General features: G+C 62.5%; 21 protein-coding genes. 13 read left to right on the top strand and 8 right to left on the bottom strand.

Annotated features, from left to right (window positions below; translation table 11 throughout):
• The 4 genes from P9M14_01120 to P9M14_01105 form a co-directional block, all read right to left on the bottom strand.
• A partial coding sequence (locus P9M14_01120; protein ID MDP8254326.1) for a hypothetical protein occupies positions 1–676 on the bottom strand: 676 nt, incomplete at its 3' end.
• 7 nt (positions 677–683) lie between these two features.
• Positions 684–1,907, bottom strand: coding sequence for a radical SAM protein (locus tag P9M14_01115; protein ID MDP8254325.1), 1,224 nt, complete (start codon positions 1,905–1,907; stop codon positions 684–686).
• Positions 1,908–1,921: 14 nt separating this feature from the next.
• Positions 1,922–2,806, bottom strand: coding sequence for a polyprenyl synthetase family protein (locus P9M14_01110; protein MDP8254324.1), 885 nt, complete (start codon positions 2,804–2,806; stop codon positions 1,922–1,924).
• Positions 2,807–3,070: 264 nt separating this feature from the next.
• Positions 3,071–4,003, bottom strand: coding sequence for a UbiA family prenyltransferase (locus tag P9M14_01105; GenBank protein MDP8254323.1), 933 nt, complete (start codon positions 4,001–4,003; stop codon positions 3,071–3,073).
• A gap of 171 nt (positions 4,004–4,174) precedes the next feature.
• Between P9M14_01105 and P9M14_01100 the strand changes: the two genes are divergently transcribed.
• From P9M14_01100 to corA, 12 genes are all read left to right on the top strand, one after another.
• Positions 4,175–5,683 (top strand): transglutaminase-like domain-containing protein, encoded by a 1,509-nt coding sequence (locus tag P9M14_01100; protein MDP8254322.1) that lies wholly within the window; start codon positions 4,175–4,177, stop codon positions 5,681–5,683.
• Positions 5,680–6,441: an ABC transporter ATP-binding protein gene (locus tag P9M14_01095; protein ID MDP8254321.1), complete on the top strand. Its 762-nt coding sequence runs from the start codon at positions 5,680–5,682 to the stop codon at positions 6,439–6,441. The genes P9M14_01100 and P9M14_01095 overlap by 4 nt, the downstream gene beginning before the upstream one ends.
• 16 nt (positions 6,442–6,457) lie before the next feature.
• Positions 6,458–6,994: a hypothetical protein gene (locus tag P9M14_01090; protein ID MDP8254320.1), complete on the top strand. Its 537-nt coding sequence runs from the start codon at positions 6,458–6,460 to the stop codon at positions 6,992–6,994.
• A gap of 2 nt (positions 6,995–6,996) precedes the next feature.
• The gene (locus P9M14_01085) at positions 6,997–7,800 is read left to right on the top strand and encodes an ABC transporter permease (protein ID MDP8254319.1); all 804 of its coding nucleotides are present in this window, start codon (positions 6,997–6,999) and stop codon (positions 7,798–7,800) included.
• A 1-nt stretch (position 7,801) separates the two neighbouring features.
• Positions 7,802–8,611: an ATP-binding cassette domain-containing protein gene (locus tag P9M14_01080; GenBank protein ID MDP8254318.1), complete on the top strand. Its 810-nt coding sequence runs from the start codon at positions 7,802–7,804 to the stop codon at positions 8,609–8,611.
• A 7-nt stretch (positions 8,612–8,618) separates the two neighbouring features.
• A complete protein-coding gene (locus tag P9M14_01075; GenBank protein ID MDP8254317.1) occupies positions 8,619–9,695 on the top strand; it encodes an MlaD family protein in 1,077 nt (358 codons plus the stop codon).
• 15 nt (positions 9,696–9,710) lie between these two features.
• On the top strand, positions 9,711–11,408 hold the full coding sequence (locus P9M14_01070) for a hypothetical protein (GenBank protein ID MDP8254316.1): 1,698 nt from the start codon (positions 9,711–9,713) through the stop codon (positions 11,406–11,408).
• A 261-nt stretch (positions 11,409–11,669) separates the two neighbouring features.
• A complete protein-coding gene (locus P9M14_01065) occupies positions 11,670–12,497 on the top strand; it encodes an SDR family oxidoreductase (protein ID MDP8254315.1) in 828 nt (275 codons plus the stop codon).
• A gap of 106 nt (positions 12,498–12,603) precedes the next feature.
• Positions 12,604–13,425 carry an outer membrane lipoprotein-sorting protein gene (locus P9M14_01060; GenBank protein ID MDP8254314.1) on the top strand — a complete coding sequence of 274 codons (822 nt, stop codon included), beginning with the start codon at positions 12,604–12,606 and terminating at the stop codon, positions 13,423–13,425.
• A 13-nt stretch (positions 13,426–13,438) separates the two neighbouring features.
• The gene (locus P9M14_01055) at positions 13,439–15,025 is read left to right on the top strand and encodes a hypothetical protein (protein MDP8254313.1); all 1,587 of its coding nucleotides are present in this window, start codon (positions 13,439–13,441) and stop codon (positions 15,023–15,025) included.
• Positions 15,026–15,035: 10 nt separating this feature from the next.
• The gene (locus P9M14_01050; protein ID MDP8254312.1) at positions 15,036–15,236 is read left to right on the top strand and encodes a hypothetical protein; all 201 of its coding nucleotides are present in this window, start codon (positions 15,036–15,038) and stop codon (positions 15,234–15,236) included.
• Positions 15,237–15,548: 312 nt separating this feature from the next.
• Positions 15,549–16,433: a magnesium/cobalt transporter CorA gene (corA, locus tag P9M14_01045; GenBank protein ID MDP8254311.1), complete on the top strand. Its 885-nt coding sequence runs from the start codon at positions 15,549–15,551 to the stop codon at positions 16,431–16,433.
• Positions 16,434–16,541: 108 nt separating this feature from the next.
• Here the strand turns inward: corA and P9M14_01040 are convergent, their stop codons facing one another.
• Both P9M14_01040 and P9M14_01035 read right to left on the bottom strand, forming a co-directional pair.
• Positions 16,542–17,588 (bottom strand): mechanosensitive ion channel family protein, encoded by a 1,047-nt coding sequence (locus P9M14_01040; protein ID MDP8254310.1) that lies wholly within the window; start codon positions 17,586–17,588, stop codon positions 16,542–16,544.
• A 102-nt stretch (positions 17,589–17,690) separates the two neighbouring features.
• Entirely contained in the window at positions 17,691–18,143 is a 453-nt protein-coding gene (locus tag P9M14_01035; GenBank protein ID MDP8254309.1) for a hypothetical protein, read from the bottom strand.
• Positions 18,144–18,391: 248 nt separating this feature from the next.
• Between P9M14_01035 and P9M14_01030 the strand changes: the two genes are divergently transcribed.
• Entirely contained in the window at positions 18,392–19,372 is a 981-nt protein-coding gene (locus tag P9M14_01030) for a creatininase family protein (protein MDP8254308.1), read from the top strand.
• On the opposite strand, the gene P9M14_01025 is transcribed toward P9M14_01030, so the two are convergent.
• Both P9M14_01025 and P9M14_01020 read right to left on the bottom strand, forming a co-directional pair.
• Positions 19,364–22,060 carry a radical SAM protein gene (locus P9M14_01025; GenBank protein MDP8254307.1) on the bottom strand — a complete coding sequence of 899 codons (2,697 nt, stop codon included), beginning with the start codon at positions 22,058–22,060 and terminating at the stop codon, positions 19,364–19,366. The two genes, P9M14_01030 and P9M14_01025, sit on opposite strands and share 9 nt — an antisense overlap.
• Positions 22,061–22,071: 11 nt before the next feature.
• On the bottom strand, positions 22,072–22,763 hold a 692-nt coding region (locus tag P9M14_01020; GenBank protein ID MDP8254306.1), incomplete at its 5' end, for a metallopeptidase TldD-related protein.

Here is a 22,763-nt window from a genome sequence, read left to right as displayed (position 1 = left end):
GCTGCTCGGGATGGTCGTACGCGCTCAGGTCGGCCTCGTCGACCTCGACTGCGTCGGTCTCGGCGCGCTTTGTCTGGAGTTGAATAATGTCTTCCAGGCCGCCGATCTGTGCCGATGAGCTGTCCTGGATCCCCGTCGGATCGATGTCGCGCAGCCCTCCGACCTGCGCCGAAAGCGCGGCGTCGTCGACGCGTCCCGGGTCGAAGCCGGACATCGTCTTGATCTCGCCCACGTCGCCTTCCTCGAACTGCTCGCCGAAATGTTCGAAGGGGCTGACTGCTGACGAGGCCGCAGTCGGCGGCATGGTCAGCGGATCAAGGCGAGCGCTCTGGTCGGCCTCGAGCTGTCCGTGGCTGTCCGTGGTGCGCTCGAGCACCCGTTCCACCGGCTCGAGCTTAATGCCGCCGGGCATGGTCAGCGGATCGGGCGGCGGCGCGGGAGTGTCCCCGCCTTTGCTCGCAGCGTTCGTCTCGGGTGCGAGCTTGGGCTGGGGTTGGGCCGCGGGAGGGGCCGCGCTTTTGGGCGCAATCGTCGGCGCCTCGGCCGGGTGCGGCGGTTTTTTCTTGGCCGCGACTTTGAGCTTCTTGCCGCAGTTATCGCAGACCACCACCTGTCCCGGACGTTCGACCGGGATTTTATTGCCGCAGTCTGGACAGGTTATGCGCTTGCCGGCCACTCCATCCTCAGATTCCGATCCTACGATACAGCCATGCCCGGCGTTGTTGAACTCCGAGCAGTCCCTTGAGCGCCTGCCGCATTAACAACGCCTTGAGATCCTGCTTCCAGAAGCGGCCCGGGTCGTCGCTGAACCAACGGCACTCCTCGGGTTTGAGGATGATCGAGACGTTGATGTTCGGCGCGATGCCCAGCGGCAGCTTCTTTTCCATGCAAGATTCGTAGAGCCGCTTGAAGACCGGGATCAGTTCTTCGGAGTCCGGCGGAGGATGATCCTCCAGGTCTGTTCCGCGCAGGGGCCGGAACACGCAGACCGTTGGAATCGCGCCCACGTCGGTGATCCACTCGACGGCCTCGAGGGTCGTGGCCACCGGCTCGAGCCCGGCGATGATCTCGCCGTTGGTGGTATCGAAAATCGGCGCGCAATAGGCGATGGCGTCGAGGTAGCGCTCAATGCCGACCTTCTCGGCCTTGCCCGGGCATTGTTTGACAAAGCAGTCGCGGTCCCACAGCTCAAAGCAGAAGCTGACTTGATTTACGCCCATCCGCCGCAGCCGGTCGTAGCGTTTGAGGTCGGGGTGCGGCGGTGTCTGCACGCCGATCAGCAGCCCGGTCTCGCGCTTGACCGCCTTGATGAACGGCTCGAGCTCGTCCAGATATGTGTCGCCATCGTAGTAGCCGGTGTTGAAATGTACGTAGGTGATGCCCACCTCTTCCATCGCGGCCAGGGTGGTCTCGACCACCTCCTGGATCGACTTCTCCTGCTCCTCCTGATTGCCCAGGTTGAGCCCCACCGAGCAAAACGTGCAGTTGACCCGCGGCTCGCGAAGCCAGTGGGCGCAGATCCCGGTGGGGTAGATCCCGAGGTAGGTTCCCTGCAGCACGCCCACGCGGCTCATCAGCCGTCCGCTGGACGTCAAACGGCGGTAGAACGCGGGCTCGGGCGGGATCTGAACGCTGCTCACCGGCTTCCCGTCGCGCTCGATCAAATACTCGCCATCGCGATGGACCAGTGCAAACGGGCTGGTATGGGCGAACTTCTCGAGCACCGGGACGTTGGTCCACAGGCCGTGGGGCAGCACCAGCTCAAGCCCGGAGCCCAGTCCGGCGCGGGTGCGCAAAATCGGCCGACCGTCATCGTCCAGCCGTTTACAACTATCGTCGATGCGCATCCCCTTGCAGTACAGCTCGAGCTTGAGCAGTGCGGGGTTGCGGCTCAGGTCGCGTTCCATTTAATCCTTCACATTCAGTCGTTACGCGCGCGGATCAGCTCGGCCAGCTCGATCAGGGTTCGGCCCGCTTCGCCCAGAGGCTCTACATCCTCTTTGGCCGAGGCGATCAGGTCGTTGACCAGGCCGCGCGCCGCGGGGATGCCGAGCATGCCCGCCAGGTTGCCTCCGCTTAAGTGCCGTACCGGCGCCTCGAATGCGCGGTCCTCGGCCACGTCGATAATATCGTCGCTGATCTGAAACGCCTGGCCCAGTCGCCGGGCGTACGAGCGCAGGGCGTCGACGATCTGCTCTTCCGCACCCAGCAGCAATGCAGGAATCGCCACTGCGGCCACGAACAGCAGGCCGGTCTTCTGGCGATGGATCTGTTGCAAAGTATTGAGGTCCACCTCTTCTGTCTGGCTGACCAAGTCCAGCTGCTGGCCGCCGCACAGCCCGGCCGCTCCCACAGCCTGACCCAGCTCGTTTATCGCGGCCAGTATCGCGTCGGCCGGCGCCTGGAGTTGCCTCGCGTTGAGTGCCACCAGCTCGAAACCGTGGCTCAGAGCGGACATCGCCGCCAGAATCGCGTTGGATTCGCCGAAGACCTTGTGGGTCGTGGCCTTGCCGCGCCGCGTAGCGTGGTCGTCCATGCACGGCAGGTCGTCGAGCAACAGCGAGCTGGTGTGGGCGAACTCCACACCGCAGGCCGCGGGAAGCACCTGCTGCTGATCGTGTCCCAACGCCTGGGCCGCGGCCAGACACAGCGCCGGGCGCAAGCGCTTGCCGCCGCCCATCGCCGCGTAGCGCAACGCGTCGGCCAACACCGCCGGGACCTGCTCGCCGCCCGGCAGGTTGTCCTGCAGCGCCTGCTCGATCATGCGGCGTTTTATCGCCAGATCTTTTTGGATATCGAACTCCATACTACCTCGGCTGCACATCAGCCCGTATTACTCATGGTGCTTCTACTACGACGCACAATCTGCTCGCAACCAGCGTCTTTGGGCCGCAGCAAAGCTCGCGTACACCTTGGTCGTTAATCAACGAACCTCTCCGCGTCGCGGCAAGCGTCGTTGCACCATGTGCTTGGTTCGCCCGCGTGTTTTGCGGGCACTGCAAAGCTCGCCCCTAATGAATAATGCGGGCTAGCCAATCCTCTTGTCAAAACCAAGTTTGACCGGTTCAGGTTAGATGTGGACCAGGTAAGCCAGGGCGAAGCCGAATTGCAGGGTGAGCATCATCAGGTACATGTGGGTCCAGGAGGGGTGGTTTTCCTTGCCGGCCAGTGCCTCGGGGTCCTTGAGAATCCCGGCCACGACCCACACGCCCCACAGCGCGAGCAGCGCGCCCAGGCAGGTGAGGATCAGCGGATCGCCGGTGAACAGGCCCAGCTGCGTGCCCACGATCAGCCAGATAAAAGGCAGCACGAAAAACGGGCTGATCATGTAGGCGCTGGTGCGCACGCCGTAGATTACCGGGAGCGTGCGGCAGCCGCCGGCGCTGTCGCCCTGGATATCCGCGTAATCCTTGGTGGTCGAGGCGCCGAGCAGAAACAGGCCGAACACGCTGCCGATGATCCACGGCTCGGCGGTGAAGATCCCCTTGACCGCGCTCCAGCCGCAGACCTTGAGCAGAACGCCGCGCGGAATGGCGATGGTCAGGTTGGCCCAGATCCCGCGGCTCTTCATCCACAGCGGCTTGGCCGAGTAGCTCCAGGTGAACACCGAGGTGATCGCCACGATCATCAGGCATTGCCAGCCGACGAACAGCGCCAGGCCCAACGCCACCGCCAGCAGCACCAGGGTCAAGACCCAGGCCTCGTTGCGCTGCATTCGGCCGTCGCACAGCGGCCGGTCGGGCTTGTTGATTAGATCGAGCTTGATGTCGGTGATCTGGTTCAGCGTATTGCTGAAGCCGTTGAGGAACATCGCCATCAGTCCACCGGCCACGATCCGCGCGGCGATCATCCCCGGGCCGTCGCCCCACGAGCTGACCAAGCGCCCGGCGTCGGGCGTGATCGCGCCCAGGCCGGTCAGCCCGCCGGAGATCATGCCCACGGCAGGCGGAATCAGGGTGAATGGCCGACAAAATTCCCAGTAGAGTTTGAGCTTATTCGTCATCATCAGCGCCAGAGAAGTTAGGACGATCCTCGGCACAGGTCAAGGTTCCGCGTCCCGAACCCGTCGTAATTCGACCGCTGCAACGCAGTGTACGGGCGTATACTACCCATGCTGGACAATCCCGATGGTATTGAATAAGGTCTGATGCCGTAGCGTAGCAAAGGTTTTCACATGAGTTTTTCCAGGTCCAAACGTCCCGGATTAGTCAAAATTTCGATCGTGCTGTTCTGGGTGGCGATGACCGCGCTGATGATCGTGCGCGAACGCGCTGCTGCGACCGATCCGGTCGTCGGCGGGTCGTACGGCTCCTCGGCGCTTTCCGGCGACGAGAGCTGGATGGGCATGTACTACAAGGACAAGACCAACGACCGGCTGGTCAAAATCGGCTACTCGGTGACCTCCAAGAAGCAGCTGGATTCGGGCTGGCTGTTCTCCGAGAGCGGCCGGATGAAAATCAACGTCCAGGGCTCGACCCAGACGATCCGCACCGACACCCGCGCGATCACCGACGCGGACTACCTGCTGCGCTACTTCCAGTTCGAGATGATCTCCGATCTGGTCAAGTTCAAGCTCGACGGCCGGGTAGAGGATGGAAATAAGATCCTGCTCAACATCGAGACCGGCGGCGGCACCACGCGCAAGGAGACGATCGATCTCGACCAGGCCCCGGCGATGCAGCTGAACATCATGGACCGGCTGCTGGCCCTCGGGCTTGAGCAGGGCAAGAGCTACGAGCTGCCGTTCTTCGACCCCTCGACCATGAGCAACGAGACGATCACCGTCCAGGCCCTGGGCCTGGAAAACGTCGAGGACGGCGGCAAGACCCTGCGCGTGTGGCACTTGCAGTGGGACTACAAGGGAATCGCCATCGACTCCTGGATCGACGAGCGGGGCAACAGCCTGCGCGAGGAAACCGACACATTCCTCACCGTGCGCGAGAGCCGCGAGAAGGCCCTGGGCGAGGGCTGGGACGACAGCGCCTCGCTGGACCTGGTGCGCGAGATGGCCGTGCCGGTGAGCACCGAGATCCCCAACCCGCGCAAGGCCGAACGAATGCAGGTCAAAATTGCGGGCGTGCCCTTCGACACCTATCCGCTCAACGATTGGCGTCAGCGCGCGGAGTTCGGCGAGCTGATCACGGTACAGATCGAGAACCTGGACGAAATTCAGGATCCCTACATTTTGCCCTACCGCGGCGAGGAGCTGACCGCGGACCTGGCCGCCACGGCGATGATCCAGTCCGACCATCCGGCGATCCGCAACGCGGCCAAGGACATCATCGGCGACCAGACCGATCCGCTGCGCGCCGCGCGCAAAATCAACGACTGGGTCCACGACAATCTGAAAAAGGAACCGGTGACTTCGATCCCCTCGGCCTACGACGTGCTGATCATCAAGAAGGGCGACTGCAACGAGCACACCGTGCTTACCGTGGCCCTGGCGCGGGCAGCGGGAATCCCCGCGCGGGTGCTCGTGGGCCTGGTCTATCACCAGGGGGCGTTCTACTATCACGCCTGGCCCGCGGTCTGGGTCGGCCGCTGGGTGGCGATCGAGCCGACCTTCGGCCAGTTCCCGGCCGACGCCACGCACATCAAGCTGCTCGAAGGAGACCTGGACAAGCAGGTGGACCTGATCCAAATTATGGGAAAAGTACGTATCGAAGTCATGGACGTGAAATGATCCGCGCGGTCAATCTGCGCAAGCAATATTCCTCCGTGGTCGCGGTCAAGGACCTCAACCTCACTATCGAGAAGGGCGAGGTCTTCGGCTTTCTGGGCCCCAACGGCGCGGGCAAAACCACGACGATCAAAATCATGGCCGGGTTGCTGCGCCCGACCTCGGGCCAGGTGACCATCAACGGTTTTGACATCGCGCGCGATCCCACGCCGGCCAAGGCGATCACCGGCTTCATCCCCGACCGGCCCTACGTCTACGGCAAGCTCACGGGCATGGAGTTTCTGCAGTTCATCGCCGGGCTGTACCGCATCGACGAGCGCGAGTGGCGCCCCCGGGCCGTGGAGCTGCTCAAGCTGTTCGAGTTGCGCGACTGGGCCGGCGAGCTGGTCGAAAGCTACAGCCACGGGATGAAGCAGCGGCTGGTGATGAGCGTGGCGCTGCTGCACCGGCCCAAGGTGCTGATCGTCGACGAGCCGATGGTCGGCCTGGACCCCAAGGGAGCGCGGCTGGTCAAGCGCATCTTCCGCCGCCTGGCCGACGACGGCCTGGCCGTGTTCATGAGCACTCACACCCTTGAGGTGGCCGAGGAAGTCTGCGACCGCGTGGGCATCATCCACAAAGGCGAGCTGATCGAAAGCGGAACCCTGGAACAGCTCAGACAGCGCGCGGGCGGGCCCGAACGGCTCGAGGCGATCTTCCTCGATCTGACCGGGGCCGACGAGGACGAAATCGGCGGGGAGCCGCCGCCGCTCAAGTTCTGATTTAGAGGAGGCCGTGTTGACGCTGCCCAATAAACAGATCGTAACGCGCGGGTTGCCCACGCTGCTGGTGTTGGCGCTGCTGCTCGCCGGATGCGCGGGGAGCACCAACCACTTCGGCGTGATCTCCGCCGGCCGCGCCGGGCTGACCGACTACGAGGTCGGCAAGCTGGGCGATGACTGGCAGCGCTACCGCCTGCCCGACGCGGACCACGTCTATATCAACCGCGCCAACGGCAGCTCGATCCTGGCCAACGCCACCTGCGAGATCGAGAACCGCATCCCGCTGGTCGCGCTGACCAACCACCTGCTGGTCGACTTCACTCACCGCGTGATCGTCAAGCAGGAGGAGCTGGTGATCGACGGCCGCACCGCGCTGCGCACCGAGCTGCAGGCTCAGCTCGACGGCGCGCCGATACAGATCTGCATTTACGTGGTGCAGATCGACTCGTGCATCTACGACCTGTGCTTTGCGGCGCACCCCGACTACTTCGCAGACCAGCTGGTCGAGTTCGAGGAATTCGTCACCGACTTCCACGCCCGGCGCACGGATTGAACGTGAGCGTCGAAACCAACGGAAACGTCGAAAATAAATTTTTCGCCAACCTGGGTCGGCGGGTAATCAACTCCTTTGAGGAGATGGGATCGTTCTGGGTGCTGTGCGGCCAGAGCGTACGCAACATGTTCCGGCGTCCGGTCGAGTTTGCCGAGATCGTCAAACAGGTCGAGTACCTCGGCGTGCGCTCGATCTCGATTGCGCTGCTCACCGCGCTGTTCACCGGGTTCGTGATGGCCCTGCAGTTCGCCGTGGGGCTCGAGCGCTTCGGCGCCAAAGAATACGTCAGCATCGTGGTCGCGCTCTCGATCACCCGCGAGCTGGGACCGGTGCTCACCAGCGTGGTCGTCGGCGGCCGCGTGGGCGCCGGGATCACCGCCGAGATCGGCTCGATGCAGGTCACCGAACAGGTCGACGCGATCCGCGCCTTGGGCGCCGACCCGATTAAGAAACTGATCGTGCCGCGGCTGTGGGCAATGCTGATCGCGCTGCCGATGCTGACATTGCTCGCCGACCTTCTGGGAATCATCGGCGGGCTGATCATCAGCGTCTACGAGATGGGGATCAACCCCGGAACCTACATCAGCGACGTCAGCCAGGGGCTCGATTTCGCCGACGTATTCTCCGGACTGGCCAAGACCTACGTCTTCGGCTTCGGCATCGTAATGATCGCCTGCCACCGCGGGATGACCACCTCCGGCGGCACCGAGGGCGTGGGCCAGTCGACCACGCGCACGGTGGTGGTCAGCCTGATCTTCATCTTCGTCACCGACTTCTTCCTGACCAAGCTGTTCCTGGTGTTGTGAGATGACTACCGCAGTCGACTCCGCGATCCCGATGCCGGCCTCCCGCGCCGTTGCCGGCGCAGGCGAAAACGGCGAACCGGTAATCCGCTTCGAGGGCGTGGACAAGGCGTTTGGCAGCAACGTGGTGTACAGCGGGATGTCGTTGACGATCCGCCGCGGCGAGACGATCACGATCATCGGCGGATCGGGAACGGGCAAGAGCGTAATGCTCAAGCTGCTGATGGGGCTGATGAAGCCCGACGCGGGCAGCATCTGGTTCAAGGACCAGGACATTGCAGCGATAGACGAGGACGGACTGATCGCGGTGCGGCGTCAGATCAGCATGCTGTTCCAGGGCGCAGCGCTGTTCGACTCGATGAGCGTCTTCGACAACATCGCCTATCCGCTACGCGAGCACCTCAAGCTGCCCGAGGAGCAGATCGTGCAGCGCGTGGAGCGCGACCTGGAGATGGTCGGCCTCCGCGGCGTGGGCGAGATGATGCCTGCCGAGCTCAGCGGCGGGATGAAAAAGCGCGTCGGCTTGGCGCGCGCGATCGCCATCGAGCCCGATGTTATCCTTTACGACGAGCCGACGACCGGCCTGGACCCGTCGAACACGCGGCGGATCAATGAACTAATCGTGCAAATGCAGCGTAAGCTGGGAGTGACCAGCATCGTGGTGACGCACGACATGCCCAGCGCGTTCTTCGTCAGCAATCGCATCGCCATGCTCTGGGAACACCAGATCCACTCGGTCCAGTCGATCGACGAGATCGAGCGCGCCGGCGATCCAATGATTCGTTCGTTCGTCGAAGGCACACTGGAGCTGTAGGGAAACCATGAAGAATAATCGGGCCAGCGAGGTCAAGGTCGGCATCTTCATCACCGTGGTGATGGTGCTGCTGGTATTCGTAATCCTCACGATGTCGAGCAAGAGCAGCTTGTTCAAGTCCACCAGCGAGCTTCACACCAGCTTCGGCAATATCATGGGTCTGACCGAGGGGGCCGAGGTACGGCTCTCGGGCGTGGACATCGGCCTGGTCAAACGCATCCGCTTCTCGGACAAGACCGGCGACACCAGCGTGTTCGTCGACATGTCGATCGACACCGATGCCATGCCGCGCATCCCGATGGACTCGCTGGCCACCATCGATACACTGGGCCTGCTGGGCAAAAAGTACATCGAGATCATCCCGGGCAATCCGGAGAAGACCCCCGTTCACGAACACGACATCATCGAGAGCCACGACCCCAAAGCAATGCTCGCTCCGCTGACCGAGCTGGGCGAGAGCACCGGGGATCTAAAGAAGGTGCTGGCCAACCTCGACGCGATCTCCGCCTCGATCAAGGGCGGCCAGGGCGTGCCGCCGACCGACCTGAGCAAGGCGATCAGCGGCCTGGAGAACATGATCAACGAGGTCAAGGCCGGCAACGGCATCCTGCACACGCTGATCTACGACCAGACCAAGAGCAAGATCATCTCCGACATGGCTCAGTCCGTGGCCACGCTCAAGCAGGTGGTAGACGACATCAAGCACGGCCAGGGCACGCTGCACGAGCTGATCTACAGCGACAAGGGCGAACGGATGATCGCCAACCTCACCGACACCAGCGAGGACATCCGCCAAATCGTGGGTACGGTCCGCACCCAGCCCGGGGCTCTGCACTCGCTGATTTACGATCCGGACAAGGCGCAAATTATCGAAGACCTCAAGGTCACCAGCGCCGACCTGCGTTTGGCCGCCGACAAGATCGCCCGCGGCGAGGGCTCGCTGGGCGCACTGATCGTCGACCCGACGATCTACGAGGACATCAAGAAGATCACCGGCGGCCTTGAGCGCAGCCAAGTCTTCAAGTCGGTGGTGCGCACGGTAATCCGGCGCTACGAGCAGGTTCCGGAGCTCGAGCCCGAGTAGGCACGGCTCACCGGCGTGCACGTAATCACCCTGCTTCAATGGCCGCGCATGCGCCAGGCGCACAACGCGCTGCTGTTCGGCAGCGCGATCCAGCGCTTTAAGTACAGCTTCTTTTTCCTGCTGACTTTCGCCTTCCAGGTCGGCCTGGGGTTCGGCTTTTACGAGCTGTTTATCAAGCTGCTGGCGATCGAGATCTACGGCCCGATCCTGATCGAAAAGCTGTTCTACTTCGCCTACATGATGTTCTTTGCGATCCTGGTCTTTTCCAACATCCTCGCGGCGCTGAGCAGCTACTTCATTGCCGACGATCTCGAACTAGTGCTGACCTCGCCGGTGGATATGGAGCAGCTGTTCCACGCGCGGCTGATCGACACGATGATCAGCTCGTGCTGGATGGTGTTGCTGGTGGCGATCCCGCTGCTGGTCTCCCTGGGCCTGGCGATGGACGCGCCGTGGCATTTCTATCCCTGGGTTCCGGCGATCCTGCTGGCATTCATCATCCTGCCCTCGGTGCTCGGCGTGCTGACCACGCTGTTCCTGGTACGGATCTTCCCGGCCAAGAAGGCCCACGACGTACTGGCGATTCTCGGCGTGGTCTTCGTTGTGGTGCTCTACTTCCTCTTCCGCTTTGTGCGGCCCGAGCAGCTTTTCGACCCGGCGATTCTCGAGGGCTTCGCCGAGTTCGTCGGCTCCCTGCGCACGGAGGAGAGCCTGTTTATGCCCCCAACCTGGGCCTCCCAGGGAGTCAGCGCGGCCCTGGCCGGCAACTACCGCGAGGCCGGATTCCTCACTGCGGTCAGTTTCTCCTGGGGCCTGTTCGCCGCATTAATCGGCGGCGAAGTCGCGCGGCGAATCTACTTCGAGGGCTACTCGCGCGCCCAAGAGGGAAGCCGCGCACGAATCAGCGGATCCCGCGTGGCCGGCGGCATACTCGAACGCATCGCCGCGCTCTACGGCGAGAAATACAGCGCCCTGGTGCTCAAAGACCTCAAGTCGTTTTTCCGCGAGACCGTGCAGTGGACCCAAATGCTGCTGCTGCTGGCGCTGATCGTGGTCTACCTGTTCAACTTCAAGGTGCTCGATTTCAGCATCTACGGAGTCAACGCCTTTTCCATCCGCAACATCGCCGGCGCAGTGAACTTCGCGCTGGCCGCCTTTGTGATCTCAGCGGTGGCCGTGCGTTTCGTGGTGCCCCAGGTCAGCCTCGAGGGCAGTAGCTTCTGGCTGATCAAAACCAGCCCGCTGCCGATGAAGCGCTTTGTCGCAGCTAAATTCTTCTCTGTGGCCGTGCCGATGACCTTGCTCTCGCTGGTGCTGATCGTGCTCTCCAACCACTTCCTGGACACACACGCGGTGGTGGGCTGGGTTACCACCGGCGCAATGCTGGTGCTGACGATCTCGGTCAACGCCATCGGCGTGGGCATGGGCGCGCGCTACCCGGACATGCAAGAGACCAACATCGCCCGCTTGGCGGCCAGTCCGACCAGCATTCTGTACATGCTGACCTGCATCGCCTTGATCGGCATCACCGTGCTCGTGGGAATCTACCCGACCTACCTGCTGCTCAGCGCATCCCTAAGCCACGTCATGCCCAGCGGCGTGCAACTGTTGCTGATCGTCGCCAGCTACGCCTGGATTGTCTGGCTGCTGCTGGGAGTGGGCCTGATCTTTCTGCAGCACGGCGTGCGCGCCTTGGAAAACAAAGAGCTGTAAGCGCCAGCACCTTTGAGGTGCAGCTCCAAGCTGTACGCGTGTTTTGCCCCCGGCTCAAAGCTGGCTCCAAGCCGCCTCCAACCCCGCGTCGCGGAGAGGCACGCTGTATTACAACCGTGGTGATATGCGAGCTTTGCACCGGCTCATAGCCGGGGGGGGGGGGGCAATCTGGCATTCGGCCTATAGAAATGATACAAACAAGACCGTATTTCCATACGGTCCATACGGATGGATCGCTCAGCTTATTCAATGGAGGCACGCATGCGGGACTTAAAGGGAAAAACAGCCGTGATTACCGGTGTGGGCATGGGCATGGGCCGCCTGCTGGCGCTCAAGCTCGCGGACGAGGGCATGAACATCGCCGCAGTGGATGTGCGTGAAAAAGAGCTGGAACAGACAGCCGAACTGCTGCGGCAAAAGGGCGTCAAGGTCTGTACGGAAAAACTCGATATCACCGACCGCGAGGCGGTCTACAAGTTCCGCGACAACGTGCACGAACAGATCGGCAAGGTCGATCTGCTGGTCAACAACGCCGGAGTGGTGCACGGCGGAATGTTCCTCGACGTACTGGACGAGAAACACCTGCACACCATCAACGTCAACCTGCTGGGCATCTTCTGGATGACCAAGGCGTTTTTGCCCGACATGCTCGAAAGCGGCGCAGGGCACCTAGTCAACGTGGCCTCGGCCGCGGGTCTGCTCGGTGTGGCGCGCGGCACAAGCTACTCGGCGAGCAAGTGGGGTGTGATCGGCTTCACCGAGGCGTTGCGCAACGAGCTGCTGGCCGAAAAAAACAACACCGTCAAGTTCACCATCGTCTGCCCCAGCTTCGTCACCACCGGCATGTTCGACGGCGCCAAGCCGCCCGCAGGCACGCCGTGGGTCACTCCCGAGTACATGGTCGGGCGGATCTTCAAGGCCATCGTTAAAGACAAGCTCTACGTGCTCGAGCCCGCGGCAGTGAAGATCACGCCGTTTTTCAAAGCCGCGCTGCCCAAAAAATCGTGGGACCGCGTGGCTAAAAGAATGGGCCTGACCCACGTGCTGGACCACCTCAAGGGGCGCGACGCGCAAGACGCGCAGAAATAGCCCCCAGAGCGATCGTGATAACGCGTACGTCTTGCCAGAGTGCAAGGCTGGTACGTACAATGTCCTCTTGTCCGATCGCTGGATCGTCAATGCAAGGAGATTGAGCATGCGCCGCTTGGCAATCGCCGTATTCATGATGGTTTTCATCGCTGGGTGGGCCGTGGCCCAGGACGACACCAATAAGACCGCCGACCAGATCCTGGACGCAATGAGCAGCCAAGTCCTCGGGGACGAGGGTGTGGTTCAGCTCAAGATGATCGTCTACAACAAGCAGGGCCGCAGCCGTTCCAAAGAGCTGCTGACCGTAATTCAGAAGAAGGACGGCATCGACCGGGCGATCACGGTCTTTCTCGCGCCGCCGGAGATCAGGGGCAACAAGTTCCTGGCCATCGAGAATCCCGACGGCTACGACAAACAGATGATGTACCTCAAGGGGAACAAGAAGCTCAAACGCTTTGACGCCGACTCGGCCGGCGACAGTTTCATGGGCTCGGACTTCTCGATGAAGGACATCCAAAGCCGCGACTCGTCCGACGGCATCCACAAGCGCCTGCCCGACGAGACCGTCGACGGCCAACCGTGCTACGTGGTCCAGACCGTGCCCAAGCCGGGCAAAGAGGACGACATGGGCTATTCCAAGATCGTCTACTGGGTGCGCAAGGACAGCATGATCCCGGTCAAGGCCGACTTCTACAAACTGGGCGACCCGAACACCGTGGAGAAGAAGCTCAGCGTGGACGAGCTGGAGCAGCGCGACGACGGCACCTGGACGGCCAAAAAGACCACGATGCAGACTATCGAGCGCGGCACCAAGACCGAGATCGTGGTGCTCGACTCACGCACCGACGTAACCGTGGACGACTACTACTTCACCGAACCGTACATGACCAACGAAAACCAACTGATCCCCGAGTTCAAAAAGAAATAGAGCGGGAAATAAATTGGCCACGACCGGCACCCGGCTGCAGCTGATCATTACGATCACGCTGGCGTTGTCACTTTGCCTGTCCGGCGCCGTTGCTGCCCAGGACGAGGACGAGGGCTCCAGCGGGCTGAGCCTCGACGACCTGATCGGCGGCGGCTCGTCCGACGATTCGTCCGCGGGCGCCATCAGCTCGTTTAGCCAGGGTCAGGGCAGCTTCGAGGGGCAGCTGCTGACCAAGATGGCCACCGACGTGTCCCACGAGGGCGACGCCGAGGACGTGTTCGACTGGCGCAGCTTGGCCTACGCCCGCGGCTTCTACCAGTTCAACCGCACGTTCTACGCCTCGGTCTCGGGGTTGTTCGATTACCGCCTGGCCTACGGCGAGGATACGAGCACCGAATACTTGGTCGATCTGTACGAGGGCTACCTGGACATCATCGGCAGTTGGGGCGCGTTGCGCACCGGCCAGCAGCTTGTAAGCTGGGGCCGCGCCGATTTGATCAATCCCACCAGCGTGATCAATCCGCCCGACCTCGAGCGCTTCCTCGACGTCGAGATGGGCTACGGGCGCGAGCCGGTGCTCGCGGCCAAGGGCGACCTGTATCGCGGACCGGTGCGCTTCGAGGCGGTCTATGCACCGTTCTTCACGCCCGCGCCGGTCAAAATCATCGGTGCGGACTGGGCGTTGCTGCGACAGCAGTTTCCGCTCGAGGATCTGCTTTGCTACCTGGACGAGCAGGTGCAAAGCGATAAGTGGCAGGAGCTGCTGGACTTCCTCGTGCCCCAGTGGCGCGACGAACTGCGCGACTTTCTCAACGACGAAAAGCTGATCACAGACAACATCGAGCAGCCCGCCGACGACTTCCAGAACGGTTCGGGCGCGGCGCGGCTGGGGCTGAGCTTCACCAGCCTCGATTGCTCGCTGATGTACGGCTACACCTGGGATTACATCCCCACGCTCTACATCAACCCCGAGGTCGAGCTGCTGCTGAAGTTCATCAAGGATCCGACGGGCTCGGGAATCGCGATACAGGACATTGATCTGGATAAACTCGATCCGCCCCTGCGCGGCGTGTACCACCGCATTCATACCTTCGGCGGCGACTTCTCCACCGTGGTCAAGGGCGTGGGCCTGGTGTTCGAAGGGGCGGTGAGCAGCGGTCGCCGGACCTACGACGATCAGCTCAAGCCGCAGCAGGGAACCTGGCTGACCTACGTGGTCCAGGCCGACCACCTGTTCTCCGGCCAGTTCTACGTCGGCGGCTCAATGATCCAGAGTATCCAACTGGACTGGTACGACGAGCTGCTCACCGAACGCGTCAACACCTACTTGGCGCTGCTGCTGCGACGGCCGTTCATGGACGAAAAGATCGAGGCCGCACTGCTCACGGTTCTCGACCCGTCGGGCGCGACCAACGAGGAACTCGAGGTCGGCGACCTGAGTAGCATCAGCGGGCTGATCACCCCGCTGGTCTCCTTCAGCCTGACCCAAGACCTGCGCCTGAACACCGGCGCCAACCTGCTCTGGGGCGACGACGATACCCTCGAGGGCTACTTCCGCGAGAACTCCCAGGTCTTTGTCTCACTTAAGTACAGTTTCTAGTGAGGGAAAAATGAGCGAGCAGCAGATCACCGATCGCGATCGCAAGCTGGCCCAGGGTTGCGTGAATTGCCCGGTGTGCAACCGCGCGCGCACCAAACAGCGCGGTCTGGCCTACTGGTTCGTCAAGCGCATCGAGGGCGGCGTCTGCCCCCAATGCCAAGCATACGAGCGGGTCTACGGCCGCAAAGCCCACGAGCCGACGCCGGACTGAGATTCACGCTTCACGCCATCGCCCGCTGATATTCAGTACGTATATTATTTCCCTTGCGGGGCAATGGGCCCGGTGAATACTATCGAGATATATCGTAAGCGATCAACTGTCGGGGGTCGGCATGGGTCAATCGGCGGACGGGCACAAGACGCGATAAAGTAAAAACCGTAAAGCTCCGGGACTGATGCCCGGATCGCTGATCGTCGATCCGACCTGGGCTAAGCCCAGGCTGCGAATGATCGCCTTTGGTCCGGAACAATTGATCGAGCGCAACGAGGTTAGCCTCGAGAAGATCGTGCAGCAGCGCGGTAAATGGCCGGGGATTTTGAGCTTTATCCGCTGGCCATGGAGGATGTGGTCAACATCCCGCAACGCGCCAAGGTCGAGGACTTCGAGAGCAACTACTTCATGGTCACGCCGCTGATCCACATGCAGGCCCAGCCGGGCTACGAGCAGGTCAGCCTGTTTTTCGGCAAGGACTTCGTGATCTCATTTCACGAGCGCGAAAGCGCGTTCCTCGACCTGGTGCGCGAGCGAATTCGCAAGGGACAGGGGCGCAAGATCCACCTGGGCGGTTCGGACTACCTGGCCTACGCGCTGCTCGACACGGCGATCGACCACTACTTCCCGGCGTTGGACCATTACTCCGACCAGCTGGACGTGCTCGAACAGCAGATTGCCGATAAATCCGAACGCAGCCACAGCGCGCAGATCCACACGATAAAGGGCGAGCTGCTGGCCATACGTCGCTCGATCTGGCCGCTGCGTGAGGCGCTGAGCTCGCTGATGCGCGACGACAGCACGCTGGTGCAGGACGTCACCCGGCTCTACCTGCGCGACGCCTACGACCACATCGTGCAGATCATCGAGCTAATCGAGAGCAGCCGCGAAGTGGCGATGGGCCTGATGGATCTCTACCTGTCGATGGTCAGCAATCGGATGAACGAGGTGATGAAGTTGCTGACGATCATCGCCACGATCTTCATTCCGCTGTCGTTCATCGCCGGGCTTTACGGGATGAACTTCGACCCCGAGATCTCGCCGCTGAACATGCCCGAGCTTAGCTGGTACTGGGGCTACCCGTTCGCCCTAACTTTGATGGCGCTGATGACCGCGGCGATGGTGCTGTTCTTCTGGCGGCGCGGTTGGCTGTGTCGCGACCGGGACAAACCCACGCCAGGAGGTGGTGGGGAGTAAAGTAAAACTCGCGCAGTTCGCTGGTCGTGGCGCTACGACCATAGAGTTCCGCGAGCTTTGCACCGGCTCATAGCCGGCGCTGCTGCTAAAGCGTCGCGAATAGTATGGCTAGTCAGCGGGCGGCTGAACCATGTGTACTGTGAGCGTGGGGAAGGCAAAGTCGATCCCCTGCTCGCCGAACTGCTTGAACAACGCCAGGTTGATCGCCTGCTGGATATCCATATAGAGGTTGTAGTCGCGGTCGAGCACGGAATAGACCACCTCGAAGTTCAGCGACGAGTCGCCGTACTCCTTGAAATGCGCGCGGTCGAAACGCACTCGCTCCTGGGCCTCGATGATCGCGCGCACCAGCGTCGGGATCTGCTCTAGCTTGTGAAGGGGCGTGCTGTAGAGCACGCCGAAGCCGAACAACACTCGACGCTCGGCCATTCGCTTGTAGTTGCGGATGCGGCTTTGCAGCAGGTCGCCGTTGGAAAACACCAGTTGCTCGCCGCTGAGGCTGCGCACGCGGGTGGTCTTGAGCCCGATCTTCTCGACGTTGCCCATCAGCTCGTCGACGATGATGAAATCGCCGACCTCAAACGGCCGGTCGAGGATGATCGAGAACGAGGCGAACAGGTCGCCCAAAATGTTCTGCACGGCCAAACCGATGGCAATTCCGCCGACCCCCAGGCCCGCCACCAGGGTGGTGATGTTCACGCCCAGGTTGTCCAGGATCAGCAACGCCACCGCGCTCCAGACCGCGATTCGCGCCAGGAAGCTGATCACCGACAGGCCGGTGGCCGTGGTCTCGTCGCGCCCCTTGAGCATCAGCGAGCGTACGCCGCTGTTGACCAGCACCCCGCCCCAGAGGCCGAACTGAACGAAGACCATGATCATCGCCAGCGAGCCGACCAGGCCGCGGACCTTGGCCGGAATCACCAGCAGCGCGCAGGCGGCCCACAGCGCCACGAACAACAGCACCGCATAGTTGGTGCGTCGCACCATTTCCAGCGCCAGCTTCAGCGAGCGCGAGGGGCGTCGGGCCACGCGGCCCTCGAGCAGTCGCACGGTCAGCGGACGCAGCAGCCACAGCAGGCCCGTGCCCAGCAGCAGCACGGCCAGGGCCGCGACCCAGGCCAACAGCGTGTTGTCGAAAAATTCGATTTGCAGCATTTGCGTCATGGTTTACGAAGAATATCAGTCCGATGTCGGGTTGCCAAAAAAAACGAGCGGCCGCAGAAGCGACCGCCCGTGTTCGTTCAAAGGTTGTCGATCTTAGTTGTACAGGTAGTTCGTCGCGTTGACCTGGGCCTGCATTGCCTGCTCGAGCATCTGCGGAGCCATGGCCTCGACGTAGTCGAGGAAACGCGGGTCGGAGACGATCTGCGCGGCGGTATCGTAATCGATCTCGATCACCGCGGAGCGGCCGCTGTCGCAGCGCACGGTCACGGTGGAGGGATAGTAGATGATACCGATCAGCGCGCCGACCAGGCCGTTGATGAAGCTGATCTCGTCGTGGATCGTGGCGTTGCCCGAGGGGCAGATCTCTTTGATGTTGACGTTGGTGTCGCCGATGATTCCGAAGAACCAATGCTCGGTCCAGTTGTTCTCATAGACCAGCTTGCCGCCCGAAGCGCCGTTGCCCACAGAATATGTGTGCTTGTGGCAGCCGGCGAACGCGGCCATAACGAAGATCAGTACCAGGGAAATAATAGCGATTCTCTTCACAGCGTATCCTCCGTCAAAGTGTTTGCTTTCGTCTTGCGTCGGGCCGCGCATTGTTGCGCGTTGGCCCGAAAATCATGGCTTATGCCGCATCTTGCGATGAATAGAAATCACCATAGACCATCGATTATCAGCGTGCAAGGTCCAAACCGACACAACGCAATTCCTCTTGCGAACGCTCGATTTGAGGCAATCCGCACGACGGGCTATGCTGCCGATGTTACATACCAATCGCATCAGAGGAGACGCGGATGAACATTTTTAGGCTCGAGAAAATCAGCCATAACGCGATAAACGAGTTCGATCCGAGCCACACGGTGGTCTGCTGCGCGATCAGCCCGATCGAGGTCCATGGACCGCATCTGCCGGTGGGCCAGGACTGGTTCGAGGCCCAGGCGGTGCTCGATCGCACCCTGGATGCGGTCGCGCCGGGGCTGCCCGACTGGAACTTCCTGATCGCGCCGCCGCTGCCGATCGCCACGGACTGCGTGCCGGCCCTAGGCTCGATCAGCTACCCGCCGACCCTGGTGCGCGACGTGGCGTATCACAGCATGCTGCCGTTCGCCAAACGTGGATTCGCGCGCCTGGCGTTCTCCTCGTTCCACGGCGGCCCGCGCCACAACTGCGCTCTGGAGGACGCCTGCGAACGGCTGAATAAAAACTTCGACTGCGCCGCGATCTCGCTGTTCTCCGCGGTACTGGCGCGGATTCCCGAGGACGTCTTCTTCCAGGCTGTAGAACATACTAAGGGGCGCAAGATCACCCGCGAGCAGACGATCCAGGACCGTCACGCCGGGATGGTCGAGACCTCGCTGGGCCTGCACCTCTGGCCCGAGCTGGTGGACGAGGGCTGGCAGGACCTGCCCTCCAGCGTATCAGCGGGGCTCGATCCGGACGGCGAGCAAAGCGGATCGTTCCTGTTCTCCGAGCACGGCCGCCAAGGGCTGATCGACAGCACGCGCCGTAGGATCGCCACGGTGCGTCTGATCTTCGATGCGCTGAAGCACTTCAGCAACAACACCTACTTCGGCTATCCGGCCCTGGCATCGGCCAAACAAGGGGAGCAAATCCTCGAACACCTAATCGGCATTTGCGCCGAGCTGGTCGGGCAGTTCATCGAGCAGGGCAAAGGGCTCGACGGCCACTCGCCGCTGTGGAAGCTCAAGGACGTGCTGCTCAACCGGCCGGTGAACCACGTGGTCGAAGACTGGCTGCACATCTATTCAGATTAAGAAGCGCAGCAGCCCGTTCTGTTCGAGGATTCGCTGCATGGCGCTGTTCATCTCGTAGTTGGGGCAACGGTCGCATTGCGGCCCGCGTAGCGGCGTGCCGTCTAGCATTTCGATCGATCCTTGCTGCGCCATGCTGCGTGCGGCCAGCCGATAGCGGCAATACTGCTCGGAACGCCACAGCTCGTAGAACCCGGTCTGATGCAAATCGCCGACAATGCGCGGCATGCAGCAGAAGCTGACCCGTCCATCGGCCCACACGCGGCTGAAATACCAGCCGTTGAGGCACGGCCGCGTGTCGTACTCGCCCGCCGACCAGTCGCCGCTTTGCTCGCTGAGGCTCTCGAGCTGCTGTTCCAGGTTGTCCATCAAGTGCACACCGCCGTCTTGAGCAATGCGCAACGCCTGGGGCAGATCGCGGCGCAACAGCTCGATCTGCTGCGGCGCAAGCTTGAGCTCGGCGTTGTAGGGCTCGACCGCCATTAGTTGCAGCCGCAGAAAATCGACGCCCAACTCCGCGGCCTGCTCTGCGATTTCGATCAGCATCTCGGCGTTGGCCGCGCACAACACGTTGGCCGAGACCAGCTCCGGCTTGGCTGATCCGGCCTCGTCGCGAAGCTTTCGTACTTTTTCGATCCCGCGTACGATGCGCTGGAAATCGGCCTTTGGATCGGCGCAATCGTGCAGCCGGGCGTAGGTCGCTGCATCCGGGGCCGAGAGGCTGACGTAGAGCCGCCCCAGTCCGCCGCGCACCAGGGTCTGGGCACAGCGCTCAAGCGGCAGGCCGCCGCTGATCAACGTGGTGAACGCACCGCGCGCGGTGAGCGCCGCGAGGATCCGCCCGAGATCGGGGTGCAACAGCGGCTCGCCCTTGCCCGAGAGCACCACGTCGCCGGGCATGCCCAGGCGCTCCAGATCGCGCAACAGATCCTCGAACAAATCGATGTCGAGCAGCGCGTCCTTGGATCGGCCGTGCAGGCGGTAGGGATCGTCGCGTTGCGCGGAGAGCGGCGAGTGGAACCAGCAGTAGCGGCAGTCCGACGCGCAGCGGTTGGACAGGTCCAAATGCAGGGTGTACGGCCCGGCGTAGACCCCGCCGAGCACCGCGCCCAGTCCGCGCAACAGGTCCGCGCGATCAGTCCCCTGCTCCAGCCGCTGATCCACCACACGCGCCAGTTCGCACAGCTCACTATCCGGGCCGACGACATCCACGCCGTGCTCCGATCCGATCCGCTGCAACAGCTTGGCATGCTCCAACAGCGCCGCTCCGGGCAGCTTGGCGTCGAACAAATCAAGGCGCGGCACGTCAATGTCGCACAGCTTTGCCAGTTGCTCGGACGCCCCGTCGATTGAAGCCACGTTAAGCTCGATCTTCGGACTCGCGTCGCCCACGGGCTCGACCGCAATTTGATCATCCGATCCGCCCTGCGCAACCTGGGCGAAGTGGTCGTAGATCCCGCGCAGCGCCTCGGGTGTAGCGTGCTCGCCGCCGCGGGCCGCGGCCTGCTCCATCAGCTCGAGCATGCCCAGGGTCATCTCGGGCAGCGACTGGGCCAGGCGCTGGATTCCGAGGTTCATCCCCAGGTTGTCGCAGATACGGTAGCAGCCGGGCAGTGCAAAATTGATGTCGTGGCCGATCTTGGCCAGGTAGGGATTGGTGTAATCGAGCTTAAGCGTGTTGCGGCGAAAATCGTCCTGGCCCTCGCCGTACCAGGCCTGCCAGAACGGCCGCTGCGCGGTCTCGCCCACGGGAATCCGGTGGCTCTTGAGGCAGGAGTGGACCTGACCGGTGGTGGTGATCCGCGCGTAGAACCAGCCGCTGTAGCAGGGGATCGTGTCGATGCGGCCGTTGTCGTAGACGCCTTTTTCCACGTCCACGTTGCTCAGCCGCTGTAGCAGCAGCGCGTCGTTGATCTCGAGCCCGGGCGGCCGGTCGAGGTGCTCCAGGGTGCGCTTGACCTCGGCGATCTGCTGCTGTGTGAGAATCAGGTGACCGGTGCGGCCGGGGATCGGATCGAAGACCGCGAAGTCGATCTCCTCGGCCCCCAGGTCGCGGGCCGAATGCACCATCTCTTCCAATTCGTGGGCGTTGATCGAGCACAGCACGTCGTAGATCTTGACCCGCGGCAGGCGCGCTTTGCCCGCCTGCTTGGCGTCCTTGAGCGCGATCAAGGTGTTGCAAATGCGCTTGAAGGTGTCGGCCGATTTGTTGGGATGGATTCGCGCGTAGGTGGTGGACGTCCCGGCCCAGAGGCTGACGATCAGCAGGTCCAGCTCAAGCTTTGCAAGCGCGAAGAGTGTTGATTCGTCGGCCAGGGTAAAGTTTGTGTTGAGCACGACCTCGAATCCGCGCGTCTTGGCCTGACGCACGACCTCGATCAGGTCCGGGTGGCACAGCGGTTCCCCGCCGCCGCCAAGGAAAATCTGTTCGACCTGCATTTCGCGTAGCTGGTCGAGCAGGTCAACGACACTTTCCAGCGGCAACGAGCCCTTGTCCAGACCATCGTAATCGTCGGTGGAATGCAGAAACGGGCTACGCGCCCAGCAGCCGATGCAGTTGTTGTTGCACTGATCGGTGAGGTCGATCTGCACGGTGCGCGGGCCGATCAATGCGCGGTCGCCCAGGCGCACGCCGGTGAGGCGCAATGCGTCGGCGAAGCTCAGGCCCAGGGCCTTTGGCGCCTCGTCCATGGCGCGCGGCGTCAGCGCCCGCTGACCGCCAGGAGTTTGAAGCGCAACGGCGGCGCAGCGCTGGATCCGTACCAGATCGCCTGGTCGCCCAGCGCCTCGATGTCGGCCAGCATCTGCAGCATGTTGCCGGCCATGGTCACTTCCTGCACCGGCTGGGTCAGCTTGCCGTTCTCGATCAAGGCGCCGCGCGCGCCGCGGCTGTAATCGCCGTTGATCGTGCTCGCCCGTCCGCCCATCAGCCGCGTGACGTACAGCCCGCGTTCGACGTTGCTGAAGATTTCGGCGTTGGGCGTGGTTCCGGGCTGCAACACCAGCTGGTGCGCGGACACGCCGGGCAGACTGGAGTAGCCGCGTCGCGCATTGGCCGTGGTCGCGGTGCCGGCCTTGCGCGCGGTGTAGCAATCGTAGAGGAACATTTTGAGCACGCCGGATTCGAAAAGTACGTTGCGCCGCGTGGCCACGCCCTCGCCGTCGAACTGCTCCGAGCCGGTGCGGCGCGCCAGGGTCGGATCGTCGACCAGCGTGAACAGCGGAGCAGCGACCTGCTGCCCCAGCTTGTCGCCCAAGAAGCTCGATCCCTTGAATACTTCGTCGCCGTCCAGCGCGCCGACCACGTCGTGGGCAAAGCGCGCCGCGACCTCCGGGCTGAAAATCACCGGCATCTCGCCCGAGTCGATCTTGTCCGCGCCCAGCCGCGAGAGCG

Origin of the sequence: Candidatus Alcyoniella australis (genome assembly GCA_030765605.1) — a bacterium.
In the GTDB taxonomy this organism is placed as follows: domain Bacteria; phylum Lernaellota; class Lernaellaia; order JAVCCG01; family Alcyoniellaceae; genus Alcyoniella; species Alcyoniella australis.
The sequence above is the reverse complement of the archived record's forward strand: the minus strand, read 5'-3'. Positions and strand labels throughout refer to the sequence as shown.